This window comes from Bacillus cereus group sp. Sample62, from assembly GCF_036851315.1.
Taxonomy (GTDB): Bacteria; Bacillota; Bacilli; order Bacillales; family Bacillaceae_G; genus Bacillus_A; species Bacillus_A wiedmannii.
Window position 1 is genome coordinate 2057368 of sequence record NZ_JAFLPK010000001.1, and the last position, 18607, is coordinate 2075974.

The following is an 18607-nucleotide window of genomic DNA, read 5'->3' on the forward strand; positions in this document are numbered from 1 at the left end:
TGTAAATAGTTTTTGAATTTTTTTCTATGTTTCTAAAATTTTTCATGTTAAAATATGCTATAGAATTGAAACATATAAAACGAAGGTGGCTAGGTGCTTTGTCTGGAGGATCTGACCAAGTAAAGAATATGATATATATTAATGGTAATCGTCGGGGTCATTGTTTTATTACATCAGGAATTACGTTTAAAGAGTTTGCAAGTAACATCCCTTCACCGCTTCATCAAGTGTTGCTTTTGAAGCATAACTTTGAATGGACAGATTTTCATTATCATACTTTATTTGAATATGTTGAGGAAGAAAATATACATAAGCTAATTCAAGCAGAGATTGATGAATTTGATGAATTTTGTTGGGTAGATTTTGATGATGCAAGCGATTTAGATGAATTAGAGCCAAAAGAAATTGCAGAGCTTTTATATTTGGCTCACAAAAAAGAACCACTTGCAAGAACATTCTTTCCGCTATTGAAAAATAGGTTTGTTTATTTTTCACATGATGACGGATGGTACAACAAAGTGTATTATCGTAGAATTGCTGACTTTGTAGGAATGTTAAGTAAAGTCATTCCTTATAAACTCGGTGCTTTCGGTAAGAAACGTTTTTCTTTGTTCCAAAAATCAAAAATTTTCCCAGCAATTTCGAAAGAAGTGATCATGGGGCTTCTTCCATTAATGGAAGATGGTCTTTATATTGATCTAGCAGGGAAAATTGAGTCAAGAAGAGGTCTTGAAATTCCGGTATATGTAGTTGGTTCGTATGAAAGTACGGATGAGGTACTAGATAATATTGACGAATTGAAAGAAGAAGCAACAGAGACAGGTTGGCTCATTTTTGATAAGAAAGAACAAGAGTGGCAATGGGTTGTGGACTAAGAAAACTTGGCGCATGTAGTCAAGTTTTCTTGTCATTTGAAAGGAGTACAAATGAAGAAATATTATACAATTGTGGGTATTGTAAGTATTATTCTCGTGGCGATATTACTTATAACTTGTCCGAAAGAATCAGATTTTAAATTGTATCTAGAAGATAAGTATGCATTGAAATGTAATGAGAGTAGTTTTGAATGCACACAAAATGTAGATGGTAAAAAAGAAAAATTACAATTTGAAAGTGCAGATGCACGAAATGGTGTATTCTTTATGACTGTAAAGCAAACATTTAAAACAGAAGCTGGTGTTACGAAAGAATATAGCGGAGTAGGAATGTTTGGTACATTTCTTTTTGTTTCAGAGAAGACTTTCTAGTAATAGAAGGTCTTTTTCTTATGCTTATGTTCATATAGATGAAGTAAGACAAGCATAGGAGGGGTAGTAATGAAGAATACATGTATCGTTTGCGGTGGTGAGGAGTTTTTTTCCTCAACTTTGTATGCACGTACGAAACAAGATTGGGCATATGCACAAAATATGTATCGATTTGAAAAGGTGTTTATTGAGCATAGGGATGAAGAAAATTATCCAGTGTTTCAAGAAATTACAGCGAAACATTGCTGTGGATGCGGTCATATTATGTTGTACCACGAATGAACACACCAAGTATAACTTGGTGTGTTTTTTTTAAAACGCTGACAAAGCAAGCGGATAGAGTAAAGTAAATAAAACAGAAAAACTACCAAAACCAATTGCTGTATATCCAAGTGTTCTTGCGCCGAAATTGACAGCTAATAAGCCGACTAAAATCGCAAGAGAGCCGAGTGTAACCGGATAAAATGCAATTGAGAAAAGCGAAAGAAATAAAGCGACATAGCCTACCATTGCACCGGTATTTGTACCTTCTATTTCATTTGCAATTTCTTTACGCTTATGTCTAATTGGTATGCCAGCTGGTGATATTTCAGCTGCATACTCTTCGTTTTTTTCACCACTTTTAAAATGATGATTTCTCTTTCTTCGCATGTACATCCCTCTCTTTCAATTGGGTGTACCTATAGTATCTTACATAAAGAGAAGAACATGAGTATGAGTTAAACCCAAGTAAAGCAAAAATTGGAGAATAAAGATTCCATTATTAGCTTGTACATCTCCTATTGAAGATAAACAGGAATTTTGGAAAATGATGTAGAATGAAATGAGTGATAAAACGTGAAGGCAGGGGAATGTATGACGAAATTTAATTGGCATGAATCAGCAGAGAAAAAATGGGATAGTAGTGCAGAATTTTGGACTCAAAATAGTCAGGAGATGTGGGATAGCGGGAGTAGGAGTACAATTATTCCATTTTTTGAACAGTATGTGAAGAAAGAAGCTCAGGTGCTCGATGTTGGTTGTGGGGATGGATACGGTACATATAAATTAAGTCGCGCGGGCTATAAAGCAGTTGGAGTAGATTTATCAGAAGTGATGATTCAAAAAGGGAAGGAGCGCGGAGAAGGACCGAATTTATCTTTTATAAAAGGGGATCTTTCTTCCTTACCATTTGAAAATGAGCAATTTGAATCAATTATGGCAATTAATTCTTTAGAATGGACCGAGGAGCCATTACGGGCATTAAATGAGATAAAGCGCGTTTTAAAAAGAGATGGGTATGCATGTATTGCAATTTTAGGACCGACAGCAAAACCTCGAGAGAACAGCTATCCTCGTTTATATGGCAAAGACGTTGTTTGTAATACGATGATGCCTTGGGAATTTGAACAGTTAGCGAAAGAACAAGGTTTTGAAGTCGTAGATGGCATCGGTGTATATAAGCGCGGAGTAAATGAGAAGATGCTAGGTCAACTACCTATCGAGTTACAACAATCGTTAACATTCTTATGGGTATTTATGTTAAAAAACGTATAAAGAAATGAAAGAATTTTTAGGAGGTAAATAAGTGCAGAAAATACAAAAAACTGATACAATATCATCAGAACCAATTAAAGGGGGACTAGGGTATATGACAACTACTACAACAGTTAAATCCGACATTGAAATCGCACAAGAAGCGAGTATGAAGAAGATTCAAGAAATTGCAGCTGAATTAAATATTTTAGAAGATGAATTAGAGCCATACGGACATTATAAAGGTAAGTTATCTCTTGACATTTTTAAGCGCTTACAGGATGAGAAAGACGGTAAAGTTGTTTTAGTAACAGCGATTAACCCAACTCCAGCTGGAGAAGGTAAATCAACAGTAACAGTTGGTTTAGGTCAAGCTTTTAATAAAATTGGTAAGAAAACAGTAATTGCACTTCGCGAACCATCTCTTGGACCAACGATGGGACTAAAAGGTGGAGCGGCAGGTGGCGGTTTTTCACAGGTTGTACCTATGGAAGACATTAACCTTCACTTTACTGGAGATATTCATGCGATCACAACTGCTAATAACGCGTTAGCAGCGTTTATTGATAATCATATCCAACAAGGAAACACACTTGAAATTGATACGCGTAAAATCGTTTGGAAACGCTGTGTTGACTTAAATGATCGTGCCCTTCGTAACGTAGTAATTGGTCTTGGTGGACCAGTTCAAGGTGTACCACGTGAAGATGGTTTCGATATTACAGTGGCATCTGAAATTATGGCCGTATTCTGCCTTGCAACAGATATTCAAGATTTAAAAGCACGTCTATCTCGCATCGTAGTTGCTTATAACTTTGCAAATCAACCTGTAACGGTTAAAGATTTAGGTGTAGAAGGTGCGTTAACATTATTATTAAAAGACGCATTAAAACCAAACTTAGTACAAACGTTAGAAAATACACCAGCTATCATTCACGGCGGACCATTTGCGAATATCGCTCACGGTTGTAACAGTGTTATCGCTACAACAATGGCAGCAAAATTAGGTGATTATGTTATTACAGAAGCTGGATTTGGTGCTGATTTAGGTGCAGAGAAGTTTTTAGACATTAAAGCTCGTGCAGCTGGCATTAAACCAGAAGCAGTTGTTATTGTTGCGACGATCCGTGCGCTTAAAATGCATGGTGGCGTAGCAAAAGATCAATTAAAAGAAGAAAATGTAGACGCATTAGCAAAAGGTATGGAAAACTTACAGAAGCATGTTGAAACAATTCAAAGCTTCGGTGTGCCTTTCGTAATTGCAATTAATAAATTTATTACAGATACAGATGCAGAAGTTGCATACTTACAAGAGTGGTGCAATGAGCGTGGCTATGCAGTATCCTTAACGGAAGTTTGGGAGAAGGGTGGCCAAGGCGGAGTTGACCTTGCTGAAAAAGTGTTAAAAGAAATCGAAAAAGGTGAGAACAACTACGCACCACTTTATGAATTAGAATTACCATTAGAAGAAAAAATCCGTACAATTGCTCAAAAAGTGTACGGCGCAAAAGATATTGAATTTGCTCCGAAAGCACGTAAGCAATTAGCTCAATATGAAGGAGAAGGATGGAGTAACCTACCAATTTGTATGGCGAAAACACAATACTCTCTTTCTGACGATGCAACAAAATTAGGTCGTCCATCTGACTTTATCGTTACAATTCGTGAGCTGAAACCATCAATTGGTGCAGGATTTATCGTTGCGTTAACAGGAACAATGTTAACAATGCCAGGCCTTCCAAAACAGCCAGCAGCACTACAAATGGACGTAAATGAAGATGGAAAAGCAGTAGGTTTATTCTAAAAGGTTGTAATTCATCTCGTTTATCTGTAAACTATATATACATCAAGTGGCGCCTTTCCATCGAAAGGCGCCTGTTTTTTGGAGGAAATTATGTTTGATCCAACTGCTTTTGATAATTTAAAAGTAATCGTAGAAGGTGCTGTTTATGATTTTGATTTACATGGAGATATTCTTGTAACAGATCGAAAAGATATGATGGACCTTGCCTCATTAAGTCGTATATACAATATTTCATTTCAATTAACAGAGCCGTTCGAACAGTTAGTAGAAGCAACATTTTCACTATCTGTAGATGCAAAGAACTTATCTGGTGAAATATTGGAAGTACCACAATTTATACCAGGTTGTGAAATGAAGTTAGCATTTTCATTCCCGATAGAAAAGCCAGAGGTAGTGTGCGAAGAAATTGAAACTTTCATGCATTCTATATGGGGAAAAGAAAGAATGATTACGCAAAAACTTTCATACGAATATAATAAGCAAGCGATTTCATATCATAATAAGGTAGAGGTTCTATTTCAAAAAGCGATTACAGAAGACCATGTTGATGATTTAATAGCTGTTATTTCACACATGATAGAAACGGTGCGAACAATACAACATTTTCTTCAAAAATAGAGATAAAGGAGAAAAACAAATGATAAAAGATATGCAACCATTTTTACAACAAGCTTGGGAGAAGGCTGGTTTTAAAGAATTAACTGAAATTCAAAAACAAGCGATTCCAACTATTTTAGAAGGACAAGACGTTATAGCTGAATCTCCAACTGGAACAGGAAAAACATTAGCGTACTTATTACCCCTTTTACATAAAATTAATCCTGAAGTAAAACAACCACAAGTAGTTGTTTTAGCGCCAACACGTGAGCTTGTCATGCAAATTCACGAAGAGGTTCAAAAGTTTACAGCAGGGACTGAAATTTCAGGGGCATCTTTAATTGGTGGTGCAGATATTAAGCGCCAAGTTGAAAAATTAAAGAAACATCCGAGAGTAATTGTCGGTTCACCAGGACGTATTTTAGAATTAATTCGAATGAAAAAGCTAAAAATGCATGAAGTGAAAACAATTGTATTTGATGAGTTTGATCAAATTGTAAAACAAAAGATGATGGGCGCAGTACAAGATGTAATTAAATCTACAATGCGAGATCGTCAATTAGTATTCTTCTCGGCGACAATTACAAAGGCAGCAGAAGATGCTGCACGTGATTTAGCAGTTGAACCACAATTAGTACGTATAACACGTGCAGAGTCAAAAAGCTTAGTTGAGCATACGTATATCATTTGTGAGCGACGCGAAAAAAATGATTACGTAAGAAGAATTATGCATATGGGCGATGTAAAAGCAGTTGCTTTCTTAAATGACCCATTCCGTTTAGATGAAATTACTCAGAAATTGCAATTCCGTAAAATGAAAGCAGCAGCTCTTCATTCAGAGGCAAGTAAGCAAGAGCGTGAAGCAACGATGCGTGCTTTCCGCAGCGGGAAATTAGAAATTCTACTTGCTACTGATATTGCAGCACGTGGAATAGATATCGATGATTTAACACATGTAATCCACTTGGAGTTACCAGACACAGTAGACCAATATATTCACCGCTCAGGACGTACAGGACGTATGGGTAAAGAAGGAACTGTCGTTTCTCTTGTAACACAACAAGAAGAGCGTAAATTACTTCAATTTGCAAAAAAACTAGGCATCGTATTTACGAAGCAAGAAATGTTCAACGGATCATTTGTAGAAACGAAACCGAAAGCACCAAAGAAAAAGAAACCAGCATTTACTGGGAAGAAAAAGCCTAGATAAATAATTAGGAAGACGTAACTATTTGTAGTTACGTCTTTTTTATTTGCAATTAAATAATACAAGGAGTTTTATTAATGGTTATTAAAATGTATCGATTATCACTTTTTAAATCAACATATGTACAAGGAAGTAATATAAAGAAAGTCGAATATTAAATTGACGCGAAATAATAAAAAGAAGGTACATATATGGATAGGAAATTAGGAATGTTTTTGAATACGAAACATATTGAAGTAAACGAAGGAATACAAAAAGCAAGGGAATGGGATTTAGAATATATTCAATTATATGCTATGAATAAAAACTTCAACTTAGCTAATATTCCAATGGTAGAGTGGAATGCTTTAAAGAAAAGCTTATCTTTTAATGGAATAAAGATTCCATCATTAGCAATTAGTTTTGGAGAAAATGGAATTTTAGGAACAGAAGCTGACAGTGCAATAGATCAGATTAAATATATTACGGACAGAGGTTTGGAGCTGGGAGCAAAGATAATAACAGCTCATATTGGGAAAGTTCCAGATGATGAAAAAAGTGAGTGCTATGATAAAATGGTACGGGTTTGTTATGAGATAGGGGAATTGGCATTCAAATTTGGGGGAGTCTTTGCTATTGAGACGGGATCTGAAAAAACAATAGTATTAAAACAATTTTTAGAAACTGCAAACTCGAAAGGACTAGCTGTTAATTTTGACCCAGCAAATTTAATAAGTGATGTAAATGAAAATCCGGAAGAAAGTTTATTACTATTAAAAGATTATATAGTACAAACTCATATTAAAGATTGTAAAGAAGTGAAAAGCGATCGTTCAAGTAAGTATATAGAAGTAGCAGTAGGAAATGGTGAAGTGGATTTCGATATATTCTTCAAAGTATTAGATGAAATTGGATTCGACGGATATAACATGATTGAAAGAAATGATTATTTTGACGAACTGGATGGGATGAGTCAGTCGATAAATTTTGCAAAGAAGTACATACCAACTTAAAAGGAATAACGATAGCAGCTGTAGAAACCTACATAGAATATAAAAAACATTAGGGGGAAATGTAATGATTCATAAAGTTGGACAAATTATGTTATATGTAAATAATCAAGATGAGGCAGTACATTTTTGGACAGAAAAGGTAGGGTTTCATGTAGTTGCAGAGGAAGATAACAAGCAAGGAATGAGATGGATTGAAATTGCGCCGACTAGCGGTGCAGAAACGAGCATTATATTACATAATAAAGAAGTTATTTCTAAGATGAGCCCAGAATTAAATCTTGGTACACCGTCCTTAATGTTCTTCTCAGAAAATCTTGATCAATTATATACAGATTTAAAAAATAAAAATGTTACTGTTGGTGAAATGGTAACAATGCCTTCTGGTAAAGTATTTAACTTTGCTGATAGTGAAGGCAATTATTTTGCGGTTATGGAAAAGAACAAATAATAATATTGCTATGTGAAAATCCCCCTCGTATATATTGAGGGGGATTACATGTTTGAAGTGGATTTTTCATTAGAGAGTTGTTCAATAAAAAATGTCCCTTTTTCAATAGCTGTTTCAATATAACCAACGATTTGATCGAACGTAAATACTTGCAAGTTTTCATGTAAATGTTGCTCTGGATACAACATATCCTCAAAAAGATACTTTCGAAAAGCTAAAACGTTTTCTTTAGAAACCTCTTCAATATCTATAATGTGAGCCTCTTGATTGAGAAGAGAGAAGAGCTGCTGTTCTTTATCGTAATGATGAAGCAACTTTGCATTCAACAATTTAAAATCGTTATAGTACATAGGTGCGATAGTTTCGTCATTTTCTATTCTATTTTTTAACCATGGTAGAAAAAATCCACTTAGCCAATTGTCATCGGCAATGAGATGGGTGTAATAGCCAAGGAGAAAAGGGGAATCCATATGAGCTTTATATTTTTGAAAAAAAGAATTGAAATCTATCCTTCTCGTATAGTTTTTCGTTGTGCCAGCGTAAAAGTGTGAAGTTCCTTTTTCTTCTGCTGAATGAACTGCATCGGGGGCTACACCTCCAAGTATGAAAGAAGTTTTATCTTGGATATATAGTTTTTCGGCAATCTTGTTAGCGATAATAGCATGCATAATTCGTGATCCCATGAATGACACCTCGATTTCAAGTATTCATTTCAGGAAGAGGACTGAACAGTTAGTATGACTTTCCCTGTACTTTTTCTACTTTCGACCCATTCATGTGCTTTCCCTGCATCCTGAAGTGGAAAAGATTTCGTGGCTTTAATTTGTAAACTTCCGTCACGCAAATAGCGGAAAACTTCATTTGCAGTTTCTTGGAGGAGTTCAGGACGTTTTTTTCGTGTAGTGCCGAAGCTAAAACCGAGTATAGAGCGGCAACTTGCATGTAAATCTTTCGTTTGAAAGTTACCAATTTCACCGCTTGCATTACCGATATGAACGAGGCGACCGTAATAAGCAAGACATTTTAAACTTCTTTCCGAAACCGTTCCAGAAATAGAATCTAAAATTACATCGACCCCTTCGCCATTTGTCAGCTCATTGGCTTTCTCTACAAAATCCTCATCTTGATGACAAATAACATAATCAGCTCCAGCATCTAAAGCTATTTTTCTTTTTACTTCACTCCCGACAGTACCAATAACGGTTCCAGCCCCTAATCGTTTTGCAAGTTGAATTGCTGTCGTACCAATTCCACCAGCCGCTGCATGAATGAGTACAGACTCATCTTGTTGAAGCCTTGCAACATTTGCGAGTAAATTATAGCTTGTAAAAGATACAATCGGACAAGCAGCTGCGGTTTGAAAATCTACTTTATCAGGTAAAACGAAAGTAAGGTTTTCGTTTGCGACAACGTATTCTGCGTAAGATCCATTTTGAGGAAAAGCAATGACACGTTGTCCAGGATAAATATTTTTCACATGAGAACCGACACGTTCTACAATACCAGCGGCATCTATCCCTGGTATAAAAGGTAGTGCTTTATTTCCTTTTTTACCATAACGGGATTTAATATCGGCGAAATTTACACTTGTAGCAACAACGCGAATCAAAACTTGATCTTCTGAAATAGTCGGCATATCCACATCTGTATATTTCATCACTTCAGGACCACCGAACGACGTTACAATGATAGCTTTCATTATATATCCTCCTAAATTTGATTATATAAATCATTTTAAATCGTCATTAGAAATTGGAAAATTATATAATAGTTATGTGTGATTATAAGTGAAGCTTATGAACTTATTGAATCATTATATTAATTTATACAAAAAAACTTTTGAAAAAATCGAACGAAATATCAATTACTTGCCAATATAAAGTGTAAGACAAAGGAGGGATGGAATATGAAGGGTGAAACGGTGTATATAGATTTAATCCAATTAACTTTATCAGGCAATAAAGAAGCGTATAGCGAATTGTATGATAAAACGATTCAAGAAGTATATAAAACAGCACATTTTTTAATAGAAGATAAAACGGATGTAGATGATGTCGTTCAAGAAATATACATACAGCTATATGAATCGCTTCGTAAGTATGATAGCGAGAAGCCATTTCGCCCTTGGCTAATTGGACTTACGATTAAACAAATTCACTCTTATAGAAGAAAGAGGTGGATGCGACTACGAATTATAAAAAAAGCAGAAGAGCAAAGAAAACCAGTACAAATTGATTTTTCTAACGATGTTGTAAGTAAAATATCAAACCAAAAACTAATCGAACTCATTCATAAATTACCGTATAAATTGAAACAAGTTATTATCTTAAGATACTTACACGATTATTCACAAGAAGAAGTAGCAGAAATATTACATATTCCAATTGGTACTGTGAAATCTAGAATTCACGCAGCACTAAAAAAACTACGTCAAAAAGAGCAAATAGAAGAAATCTTTTTAGGAGAGGTAGGGAATGTGAAATGAGTTTAGATTGTAGAGTTAGAGAATCTATACAAGAAGAAGCGAATGGGATTGTTGCCCCGCCCGAGTTAAAAGAAAAAGTAATCGTTCAAATAAAAATGAATCAAGGGGGGCGTAAGAGAAAGAAACGTCTTATCGCAGGAGTGCTTGCAGCGGCTTTTTTAATCCCGACGACTGGTTTTGCGTATCAATCTATTATGGCGGATGGTATATACGGGTCTTTCGAGAATTTAAAAAAACATGCCGGAACGATGACGTTAGAGGCGTACATGCGTTTTAGTGCAAAATTATCAGAAGCGAAAGATGAGATGGGTGCGAAGGAATATGAAGAGTTTACAAAAGAACTAAAAAAATTAACAAATGCAAAGCTTGCGTACGGAGATTCAAACGGTAATATTGATTATGATCAATTATCACTAGGAAAAAGAGAAGAAATGAAAAAGGTAAGTATGAGCCTTCAACCATACTTTGATAAATTAAATGGTCATAAATCGAGTAAAGAAGTATTAACACAAGAAGAGTTTGACCGTTATGTGGAAGCTTTAATGACATATGAAATCGTACGAGTGAAGACAAAATCAACTGGTGGGATGAAAGTAGAAGAAGTACCTGAGGCGTACAAAGAAAGATTTATTAATGCGGAGCAGTTTATGGAGTATGTAGATGAAAAGGTGAGATAAGTAAAAAAGCTCAAAGCTTAAGCTGTGAGCTTTTCTTATTGAAACGTAAATATATTAACCACCTATTCCTTTTGCTAGCAATAAGAAATATACAAATACTAGTATTACTGCATTTAATGTTGTACCAACTATTCCGAATAACCAATTTTTTGATGCGATCGCAAAAATAATGCCGAGTAATGAGAGAATACCTAGTATCGAAATAACTAAAGTTAAATTTGCATTAGGTCCTCTTAGAATAAAGAAAGAACATATGCTTGTGAGAAACATTAGAAACGAGAAAGTCCCTAATTTCATAATAAGTCTCCCTTGTTTGAAATGTATTTTGACTTAGTGCACGACTTTCTTAAGTTTAACATAAATTTCCTATTGTCAATTAAATATATGAACAATAAAAAACGAGTATAAAATCTATGCGATTTCATACTCGTTTTGTTATTACATAAATTTCCTTATCGCATGTATAGCAACTCTTACAAGGAGTATGACACTTATAAATAAACTATCATAACCAACGAAACTTAAAAATTGAACATTAAGTTCTTTTGCATACATGTCAGGGCATAATTATCTTGATTTGCATAATAAAGTGAAAGTGGGAAATCACTTAGTTATATTCCTTACTATTCTCTTTGTCTTTTTGTATAAAACAATCTAAAAGAGAATAGCCAGCTATTAAACTTATTATCGTAACAAAAGTTGTATTTATAAGAATAATATTAGCTAAATAAGGTAGGTACGCACCAACTGGTGAAAAGAGTAGAGCTGGAGAAAAGGAAATGAATAGCGTCGGCAACGTAATCGCGATAAATTTATCCGGTTGAAAGCGCCAGATTTGTTTACTCGTTTCGCGATTAATGGATTGAAGGAATCGTAATAAAATGCCAACTATAAGAGGGAAGAGTGTAAAGTAGAATAATCTTGGATAAACGTTAAAGTTCACCTGCACGTCTGTATCTAAATAAAATTGAATTTTCACTCCGATAAATAATAATAAGACGATAAATAAGGTGAAGCAGAGATATAGCATCACTTTTTGCATTACATTCCACCATCCTTTATTCAAAATATATTCAAAGAAAAAAGAGATATACAATAACTACTGTTGTATATCTCTTCTTTTACGATTATTTAATAGTGGAGTTTGCTTTTTCTTGCTTCGTGAAATAATCTATAATGCCCATCGCACTAATTTCTATATCTAGATGTAAAATGTTATAAACGGAATGATCTGATGGAACGTTTACCTTTGTAAGGTGAGAAGAGATCTTATCCATTAATATAGTTTGTAAAGCTTTAGTCGCTTCATTGAAATCATTATACTGTTCAAAGGCCTCTTTACCAGTATGAACGAAAATAGGTAACCAATGTTCCAGTTGGTTATATACTTCTGTAACATTGGATGATGCACCGTAATGACCGAAATAAATAGTATCTACATTCATACTTTGAATGTGATTTTTAGAAGCAATCATCGCATCTGGTTGGAATTGTGAAGGGGACGTTGATGGTAAATATAGTTCTACACCAAGGTCTGCGAGTTCTCTATAGTAAATTCCGATTGTATCGCCAGTAAAAATGCCATTTGTTAATGAATCGTGAATGCTAATATGGTGTTTAGCATGTCCCGGTGTATCGTAAAATGTAAGTGTACGGTCTTCGGCAATTTTTAACGTATCACCATTTTGTACAATACGAATACGCTCTTCTTCTATAGGAAGAATTGGATCAAATAGTTTATCGAAATCTTCTTTGTATACAGCTTTTGCGCCTAAAATGAGTTTTGTTGGATCAATCATATGACGAGCACCGCGAGAATGCACATATAAAGTAGCATTTGGACACTTTTCCATCATTAAACCAGCAGCCCCGGCGTGATCTAAATGAACATGTGTAACGATAATGTTTTTTACATCGTTTAAATCAATATGTAATTGTTGTAAGCCGTTTAAAATATACGGAAGAGAAGGGGCTGCACAAGTTTCAATTAAAGTAATATCGTCACCTAATAAAACGTACGTACCAGTTCGTTCATTGTGTTGTAAATCAAAATCATCAATAAGATATAGGTGTGAAGATAACTGCTCTACTTTTTTCATCGTTACCACTCCTTAGTTACTGTATGTTTCTATTATACGCTAAAATAGAAAAAGGCAGAAAACGAAAGCTCGTCTTCTGCCTTTTTAAAGTGTTGTTATTTCGTTTGTTCTTTATTGATAGACATAACGAACAGTCCAACTATGCCACCAACGATTGTAAGCATAATCTCTCCTGCTAAATTAAAGTAGGAGCTTAAAAATAAACCATTTACATCGATTACCCAGCCAATCACATACAATAACAGCATATATAGTACGAAATAAAACTCGCGATTTGAAATCGTTTCATGTTGTGCAGTTTTCATAATGAACACCATCCTTTTCTTTTATAATGGAATATAAACTGTCACATTTTGTTCACAATTCAATTGTAAAACTTTCCAACATAAAAGTCTAGTAGTTTGTGTCGAATTTTCGAACGGAAATAAAGCGCTATCATTTGAGGGCGTAAGTACGTAAAAAGAGCTGTATATTCATGAATGTAGTATAGTATAAACATAGAATGATAGTGAAGAGAGGGGCAAGGACAATGACAGTTTATGATTTTTCAGCTAAAACGATAACAGGAGAAGATAAATCGTTAAAAGATTACGAAGGAAAAGCACTTCTTATTGTAAATGTAGCTAGCAAGTGTGGTTTTACACCGCAATATAAAGGATTACAAGAAGTATATGATAAATATAAAGACCAAGGACTAGAAATACTTGGTTTCCCTTGTAACCAATTCGGAGGTCAAGAACCAGGTACAGAAGCAGATATTACTAGTTTTTGTGAGTTAAACTACGGTGTAAATTTCCCGATGTTTGCAAAGGTTGATGTGAAAGGTGATAAGGCTCATCCTCTGTATACATACATGACAGAACAAGCACCAGGTTTACTCGGTATGAAAGCAGTGAAATGGAACTTTACTAAGTTTCTAATCGGAAAAGACGGGAAAGTAGTAGGGCGTTTTGCGCCGCAGACGAAGCCGGTAGAGTTAGAGGCTGAGATTGAGAAGGTACTTGGGGAATAACTAGGAATTTCACTTTATTAAAAAACGCCTCAAAGAACTACATTGTTCTTTGAGGCGTTTTCTTTCAACTCACATGATCAAGATTAAATCACTGAATGGAAGTCATTTGATTTTGGCGGAGAAGCTGCTTTTTTCATAAGAACTTCCCATAAGTGTACAGATTTCTTCCATTCTGCTGCGGCCTGTCCCTTTTGATACATAGCGTTCTCATAACTGAAAGTAAGTTGTTGCATATCGGCCGAGTTGTAAAGTGTGTCGATGTGGAGAGCGTATTCTCGGAATGTTTGACTTTCCCCTCGTGGTATACTAATTCTCGCAAATTGTTTTAAAAGTGCATTGTAAGCTTTTGTATAAACGGCATCGTCTTTTCGATATTTATAGAAAAGAATAATAAAAAATGTAATCCACTTCATTCTAGTGGTGAAGAGAATGTATCCTGTAATACTAATCGGTATCGTAGAGATGAATACGTACCACCAAGAAAATCCATTTTTCGAATTTGGAATCTTTTTAGTAGAAGATTCCTCTGTATCTTCTATTAAACTTTTGAGCTTTGCTTCATTGTTTCTCTGGTGCATTTGCGTGTTTTGAGAATTAGTTTCTTCGCTATTTTGTAAAGTAGGAGCAGGCGTATTATTTGTAAAAGTATAGGGATTAGTAAATCCCTTTGTTGGTTCGAATGGAATCCATCCGTATCCTGGGAAATATACTTCGACCCAAGAGTGTGCGTTATCGTTCGCGATTTTATAAACATCCTCACCTTCTGCACCCACAAGTGTATTATCTAGAGTTCCTTCTGTATAACCTTTTACCCAACGAGCAGGAATCCCAGCAGAACGAAGTAACACAATCATAGATGTCGAAAAATTATTACAGTAGCCGCTTTTTGTATCGAAAAGGAATTGATCAACATAATCTTGGTTTTTGGTAGGGAACGAGACATTCATTGTTTCATATACGAAAGAATGGTCGGTGAAGTAGTTTTCAATAGCCAGTACTTTATCATATCGGTTGTCTTTATCATTTGTTAGATTAACAGCTAAGTTTCTCACTCGCTGCGGTAATGATTCGGGAAGTTGCGTGTACTTTGTCATGAAATAAGGATTTGTTTCTTGGCCTTCATTCGTGTTTACAGCTTTCAAGTTTTCTATGGAAAACTCCGGGATCTCATATGTTACTTTATATGAATGTAAAGTAGTAGAAGAGTCTCCGTCCATCGTATAGATTTTTTCTGAAAATGGGTCAACACTGTATGATACATTAGAAGAAGCCTCGACAGATACTAATCCTGCTGGATAGGTAAGGTGAGGATAACTTTTTTGCATGGTGATTGTTGCCTCAGTTGCCTCCGTTTTTGTATGTTGTTCGTACCAGCTCACGACGTCGTTTTTATTTTTAAAAGAAATCTTTTTTTGATTTTCAGAAACTTCCCAGCCTTTTCCTGTATAAAAATCTTTCGTTTCGACTCTCCAATATTGTTTGTTTTGCGTTTGTGCTGTGAAAACAATTGTAGGATCCGCCTTAAAAGGACCGCCTAATCGCGAGTCATCTAAACCATACCCAATTTTAGAAACTTCTTGCTTTTTACTAGCTTCGGATGTATTGAATTTTAAAAAATCCATTGGGTTTGGCCATTGAGGGCCAAATTTTGGAGCAAAGTATGCAATGGTTGCTGACAATACAATAAATATTGTAAGAGGTCTAAGTAATTTTGAGATTTCTCTAGCAAAATTTTGTAAGTGTTCCATCTCTTTTATTCGTTCTATGCGAAGAAGACTAAGCATAAAAAAGCCGATGACAACAGTACGAATAATAGCGTAGTTTGCATTGTATAAATGTAAGTTATGAAAAATGGTGATATAAATAGTAGTCAATATAAGAAATAACAACCCACGTTTTTTATGAATCATCCAAAACGAGATGAAAGCACTCAAAAACCAAAAGGATAAAAAAAATAAAAGTGTTGGAAAAACTGGAGAGATATCCAGCAAATTCCCCTGAAATAACAAGGAGGAATTTCGAGAAATATCAGTGGAAAATTTCGTTAGCCAAGATGGATTTATAAAAGCATTTTTATAATATAGGAAATGAATGATGAATAAAATCGTGACGATTTTTATTGGAATCTGCCATTTTATTTGAAAAAAAGAGAGAGTGAAGCAAATCCCTATAAAGATTACGAAAACATCTAATCTACCTACGTTTGTAATACCTACGAGGGGCCTTAGCCATTCTAGTAAAAGTAGAAATGCGCATGCATGCATGAAAAATCTAGTCATATCCAATTGTTTTTTTTCCTGTAATGTTATCATTTGCTCACCTCAAAAAACACGTTTGTATACTGGTTTCCATAAACCATATTTACAAATATTTTTCGTTTTTGTAGAGTTTCTAGAATACTTAGTTCTCGATGTGAGAGTTGATTTGCTTTTTCTTTCATGACAAACACCATTAATTTTCTATTTTTTATAGCAGCAAAGTCAGCCGCCTTTTGAATATCGGGAGAAAGATCGCTTGTCACGAGTATAATCGTGACGGGCTCATAAATTTTTCTTAATTCCATTTCTACACTCCGGGAGAGCGGGAATACACTATCTGCTTGTACCTTCGCTAAATGACAAAAGATTTGATGTAACTGACCATCTCCATTGTCTAAAGGGAAAAAAGTTCGTTCTTTTCCGACAGATACGAATGACGCTGGTGAATTTTGCTTCAAGACAGACCTGACAATAGAGGCAGTAAATGTGACGACTGATTCGAATAAAGGGGATGGGGTTCTGTCCATGAATATCATAATATTATGGCTGCGCTGTTGTTCAAACTCTTTCGTCATAATGTTGTTTGTTCGTGCAGTTGCTTTCCAATCAATCCATGAAAAGCGGTCACCAGGTTTATAGTCTCTCACACCGACAGAAATGGTAGAGTCTTTTACTAAATTTATATTTGCTGAAAGTGCTCCTTGTTCGAAATGGTTTTCCATTTGTCGATATGTTATATCTACATACTGAGGGTAGACTAAAAATGTATCTAGAACTGAAAAAGTTACTTCTTTCTCCATCATACCGAATAGATCACCAGTTTTGACACGTACGCTTGAAAAAGTGTGCTCTCCTCTAGGTATTGTGTCAATTGCATATTGAAACGAAATATTTCGTTTCAATCCTGGAAAGAGTATTACCTTATTTACTTTCGTTTGTTTACAATTTGTGAACTGTAATGGAAGTTCATCTTCTATAATTAAATAAAGTAAGGGAAATGGAAAACTTCTTTTTATTGTAATCGTACTTAAAAATGGTTCTCCTGCTACATATTCGTCTTGATTTGTTATTCGTTTTACTTCGGCATTCCGTAAAGCATAGAAGGGGAGCAGTAGTGAATAAAGACCAATAGGAATCATACTGTAAAATAAAAACCAACTTACAAATCCACCTTGAAGCATAGCGTATACAAATGTTAAGACTAGGCATAACGGAATGAGTGATAACTTAGTAACATGATAGAGTGCTCGTAGTATCCGTTTCATTAAAGGTTCATCTTCCTTTGAGTAGGTACGGTAGTTCGCGCAACGATTTTTGTGATAACTTGTTCTCCTGTAATTCCTTCAAATTTTGCTTCCATTTTTAGAATGAGCCTGTGAGCCAATACGTAAGGAGCTAAAAATTTAACATCGTCTGGAATAACATAATTTCTACCATGGATGAATGCATAGGCTTGTGAAGCTTTCATTAAAGCAATTGAGCCACGTGGACTTGCACCAAGCTGTATAGAACTATAAGAACGAGTCTGACTAACAAGCTTTACAATGTAATGCTTGATTGCTTTGTCCATGCTTATTTCCCGTACGCTCTGTTGTAAATAAAGTAATTCTTCTATTGTTGTAATAGCTTGTAAATGGGAGAGGGGATTTGTTTTTTCCATCCTGTTTAAAATTTCAAATTCTTCTTCTGGTGTAGGATATCCCATTTTTAGTTTCAATAAGAAACGATCGAGCTGTGCTTCTGGTAAAGGATATGTTCCCTCATATTCGACCGGATTTTGTGTAGCCATTACAAAGAATGGTTTTGGTAACGGTCTTGTCCTGCCATCTATTGTAATATTGCCTTCTTCCATACTTTCAAGTAAGGCAGACTGTGTTTTTGGAGATGTACGATTAATTTCATCAGCAAGTATAAAATTCCCCATGATTGGTCCAGGTTTGAACTCAAATTGGAGCTCTTTCGGATTATAAATAGAAACACCTGTAACATCTGACGGCAGTAAATCAGGTGTGAATTGAATGCGCTTGTAATCAGCATCAATAGATTTAGAAAGAGCACGTACTAACATTGTTTTCCCAACGCCAGGAACATCTTCTAATAGTACATGACCTTCAGCTAAGAAAGCTGTCAAAGCTAAGATCGTTTCTTTTCGTTTTCCGACCATTAACTTTTCAATATTGTTAATTATTTTTTCTATAATAGGATGTAATGAATCAAGCTGGTGCATCGTAATCCTCCTAATGTTATTATCGTTTTCTAGTCTATT

The 18607-nt window shown here is 35.1% G+C and carries 22 protein-coding genes; 12 read left to right on the forward strand and 10 right to left on the reverse strand.

The window, feature by feature from the left end:
• The first annotated feature begins 98 nt into the window (after positions 1-98).
• The 3 genes from J0835_RS10435 to J0835_RS10445 all read left to right on the forward strand — a co-directional run bounded on the left by J0835_RS10435 (position 99) and on the right by J0835_RS10445 (position 1529).
• Positions 99-875, forward strand: coding sequence for an oxalate:formate antiporter (locus J0835_RS10435; RefSeq protein WP_000014094.1), 777 nt, complete (start codon positions 99-101; stop codon positions 873-875).
• A gap of 51 nt (positions 876-926) precedes the next feature.
• Positions 927-1247, forward strand: coding sequence for a hypothetical protein (locus tag J0835_RS10440; RefSeq protein WP_000761182.1), 321 nt, complete (start codon positions 927-929; stop codon positions 1245-1247).
• Positions 1248-1316: 69 nt separating this feature from the next.
• Positions 1317-1529, forward strand: a complete 213-nt coding sequence (locus J0835_RS10445) for a hypothetical protein (protein ID WP_000798748.1) — start codon at positions 1317-1319, stop codon at positions 1527-1529.
• A 30-nt stretch (positions 1530-1559) separates the two neighbouring features.
• Here J0835_RS10445 and J0835_RS10450 read toward each other — a convergent pair whose 3' ends face one another.
• Positions 1560-1898 carry a hypothetical protein gene (locus J0835_RS10450; RefSeq protein ID WP_001253201.1) on the reverse strand — a complete coding sequence of 113 codons (339 nt, stop codon included), beginning with the start codon at positions 1896-1898 and terminating at the stop codon, positions 1560-1562.
• Between the two features lie 204 nt (positions 1899-2102).
• Here J0835_RS10450 and J0835_RS10455 point away from each other — a divergent pair, with 204 nt between their 5' ends.
• The 6 genes from J0835_RS10455 (at position 2103) to J0835_RS10480 (ending at position 7810) form a co-directional block, all read left to right on the forward strand.
• Entirely contained in the window at positions 2103-2783 is a 681-nt protein-coding gene (locus tag J0835_RS10455; RefSeq protein ID WP_087980924.1) for a class I SAM-dependent methyltransferase, read from the forward strand.
• A gap of 94 nt (positions 2784-2877) precedes the next feature.
• Positions 2878-4566 (forward strand): formate--tetrahydrofolate ligase, encoded by a 1689-nt coding sequence (locus J0835_RS10460; RefSeq protein ID WP_087980989.1) that lies wholly within the window; start codon positions 2878-2880, stop codon positions 4564-4566.
• A gap of 90 nt (positions 4567-4656) precedes the next feature.
• A complete protein-coding gene (locus J0835_RS10465) occupies positions 4657-5184 on the forward strand; it encodes a hypothetical protein (RefSeq protein WP_000460229.1) in 528 nt (175 codons plus the stop codon).
• A gap of 19 nt (positions 5185-5203) precedes the next feature.
• Positions 5204-6373 (forward strand): DEAD/DEAH box helicase, encoded by a 1170-nt coding sequence (locus J0835_RS10470; protein ID WP_000588609.1) that lies wholly within the window; start codon positions 5204-5206, stop codon positions 6371-6373.
• 188 nt (positions 6374-6561) lie between these two features.
• Positions 6562-7362, forward strand: coding sequence for a sugar phosphate isomerase/epimerase family protein (locus J0835_RS10475; RefSeq protein WP_140386805.1), 801 nt, complete (start codon positions 6562-6564; stop codon positions 7360-7362).
• Positions 7363-7426: 64 nt separating this feature from the next.
• Positions 7427-7810 (forward strand): VOC family protein, encoded by a 384-nt coding sequence (locus tag J0835_RS10480; RefSeq protein ID WP_000581456.1) that lies wholly within the window; start codon positions 7427-7429, stop codon positions 7808-7810.
• 44 nt (positions 7811-7854) lie between these two features.
• On the opposite strand, the gene J0835_RS10485 is transcribed toward J0835_RS10480, so the two are convergent.
• Positions 7855-8493, reverse strand: coding sequence for a zinc dependent phospholipase C family protein (locus tag J0835_RS10485; protein ID WP_087980925.1), 639 nt, complete (start codon positions 8491-8493; stop codon positions 7855-7857).
• A 29-nt stretch (positions 8494-8522) separates the two neighbouring features.
• Entirely contained in the window at positions 8523-9509 is a 987-nt protein-coding gene (locus tag J0835_RS10490) for a quinone oxidoreductase family protein (protein ID WP_087980926.1), read from the reverse strand.
• 207 nt (positions 9510-9716) lie between these two features.
• On the opposite strand from J0835_RS10490, the gene J0835_RS10495 reads away from it, so the two are divergent.
• Entirely contained in the window at positions 9717-10295 is a 579-nt protein-coding gene (locus J0835_RS10495; RefSeq protein WP_087980927.1) for a sigma-70 family RNA polymerase sigma factor, read from the forward strand.
• The gene (locus J0835_RS10500; RefSeq protein ID WP_087980928.1) at positions 10292-10972 is read left to right on the forward strand and encodes a DUF3600 domain-containing protein; all 681 of its coding nucleotides are present in this window, start codon (positions 10292-10294) and stop codon (positions 10970-10972) included. The genes J0835_RS10495 and J0835_RS10500 overlap by 4 nt, the downstream gene beginning before the upstream one ends.
• Before the next feature lie 54 nt (positions 10973-11026).
• Here J0835_RS10500 and J0835_RS10505 read toward each other — a convergent pair whose 3' ends face one another.
• The 4 genes from J0835_RS10505 to J0835_RS10520 form a co-directional block, all read right to left on the reverse strand.
• On the reverse strand, positions 11027-11269 hold the full coding sequence (locus tag J0835_RS10505; protein WP_087980929.1) for a hypothetical protein: 243 nt from the start codon (positions 11267-11269) through the stop codon (positions 11027-11029).
• A 310-nt stretch (positions 11270-11579) separates the two neighbouring features.
• Complete coding sequence (locus J0835_RS10510) at positions 11580-12014, reverse strand: hypothetical protein (protein ID WP_087980930.1); 435 nt, start codon at positions 12012-12014, stop codon at positions 11580-11582.
• 85 nt (positions 12015-12099) lie between these two features.
• Positions 12100-13080 (reverse strand): MBL fold metallo-hydrolase, encoded by a 981-nt coding sequence (locus J0835_RS10515; RefSeq protein WP_087980931.1) that lies wholly within the window; start codon positions 13078-13080, stop codon positions 12100-12102.
• 86 nt (positions 13081-13166) lie between these two features.
• Entirely contained in the window at positions 13167-13376 is a 210-nt protein-coding gene (locus J0835_RS10520) for a DUF3925 family protein (RefSeq protein ID WP_087980932.1), read from the reverse strand.
• Between the two features lie 224 nt (positions 13377-13600).
• On the opposite strand from J0835_RS10520, the gene bsaA reads away from it, so the two are divergent.
• On the forward strand, positions 13601-14083 hold the full coding sequence (bsaA, locus tag J0835_RS10525) for a glutathione peroxidase (protein WP_087980933.1): 483 nt from the start codon (positions 13601-13603) through the stop codon (positions 14081-14083).
• Positions 14084-14166: 83 nt separating this feature from the next.
• Here bsaA and J0835_RS10530 read toward each other — a convergent pair whose 3' ends face one another.
• From J0835_RS10530 to J0835_RS10540, 3 genes are read right to left on the reverse strand one after another with little or no spacing between them, the layout of a single operon-like run.
• Positions 14167-16395, reverse strand: a complete 2229-nt coding sequence (locus J0835_RS10530; RefSeq protein ID WP_087980934.1) for a transglutaminase TgpA family protein — start codon at positions 16393-16395, stop codon at positions 14167-14169.
• A complete protein-coding gene (locus J0835_RS10535; protein WP_087980935.1) occupies positions 16392-17606 on the reverse strand; it encodes a DUF58 domain-containing protein in 1215 nt (404 codons plus the stop codon). Before J0835_RS10535 ends, J0835_RS10530 begins: the two co-directional genes overlap by 4 nt.
• Complete coding sequence (locus J0835_RS10540) at positions 17606-18568, reverse strand: AAA family ATPase (RefSeq protein WP_087980936.1); 963 nt, start codon at positions 18566-18568, stop codon at positions 17606-17608. The genes J0835_RS10535 and J0835_RS10540 overlap by 1 nt, the downstream gene beginning before the upstream one ends.
• Positions 18569-18607: the final 39 nt, after the last annotated feature.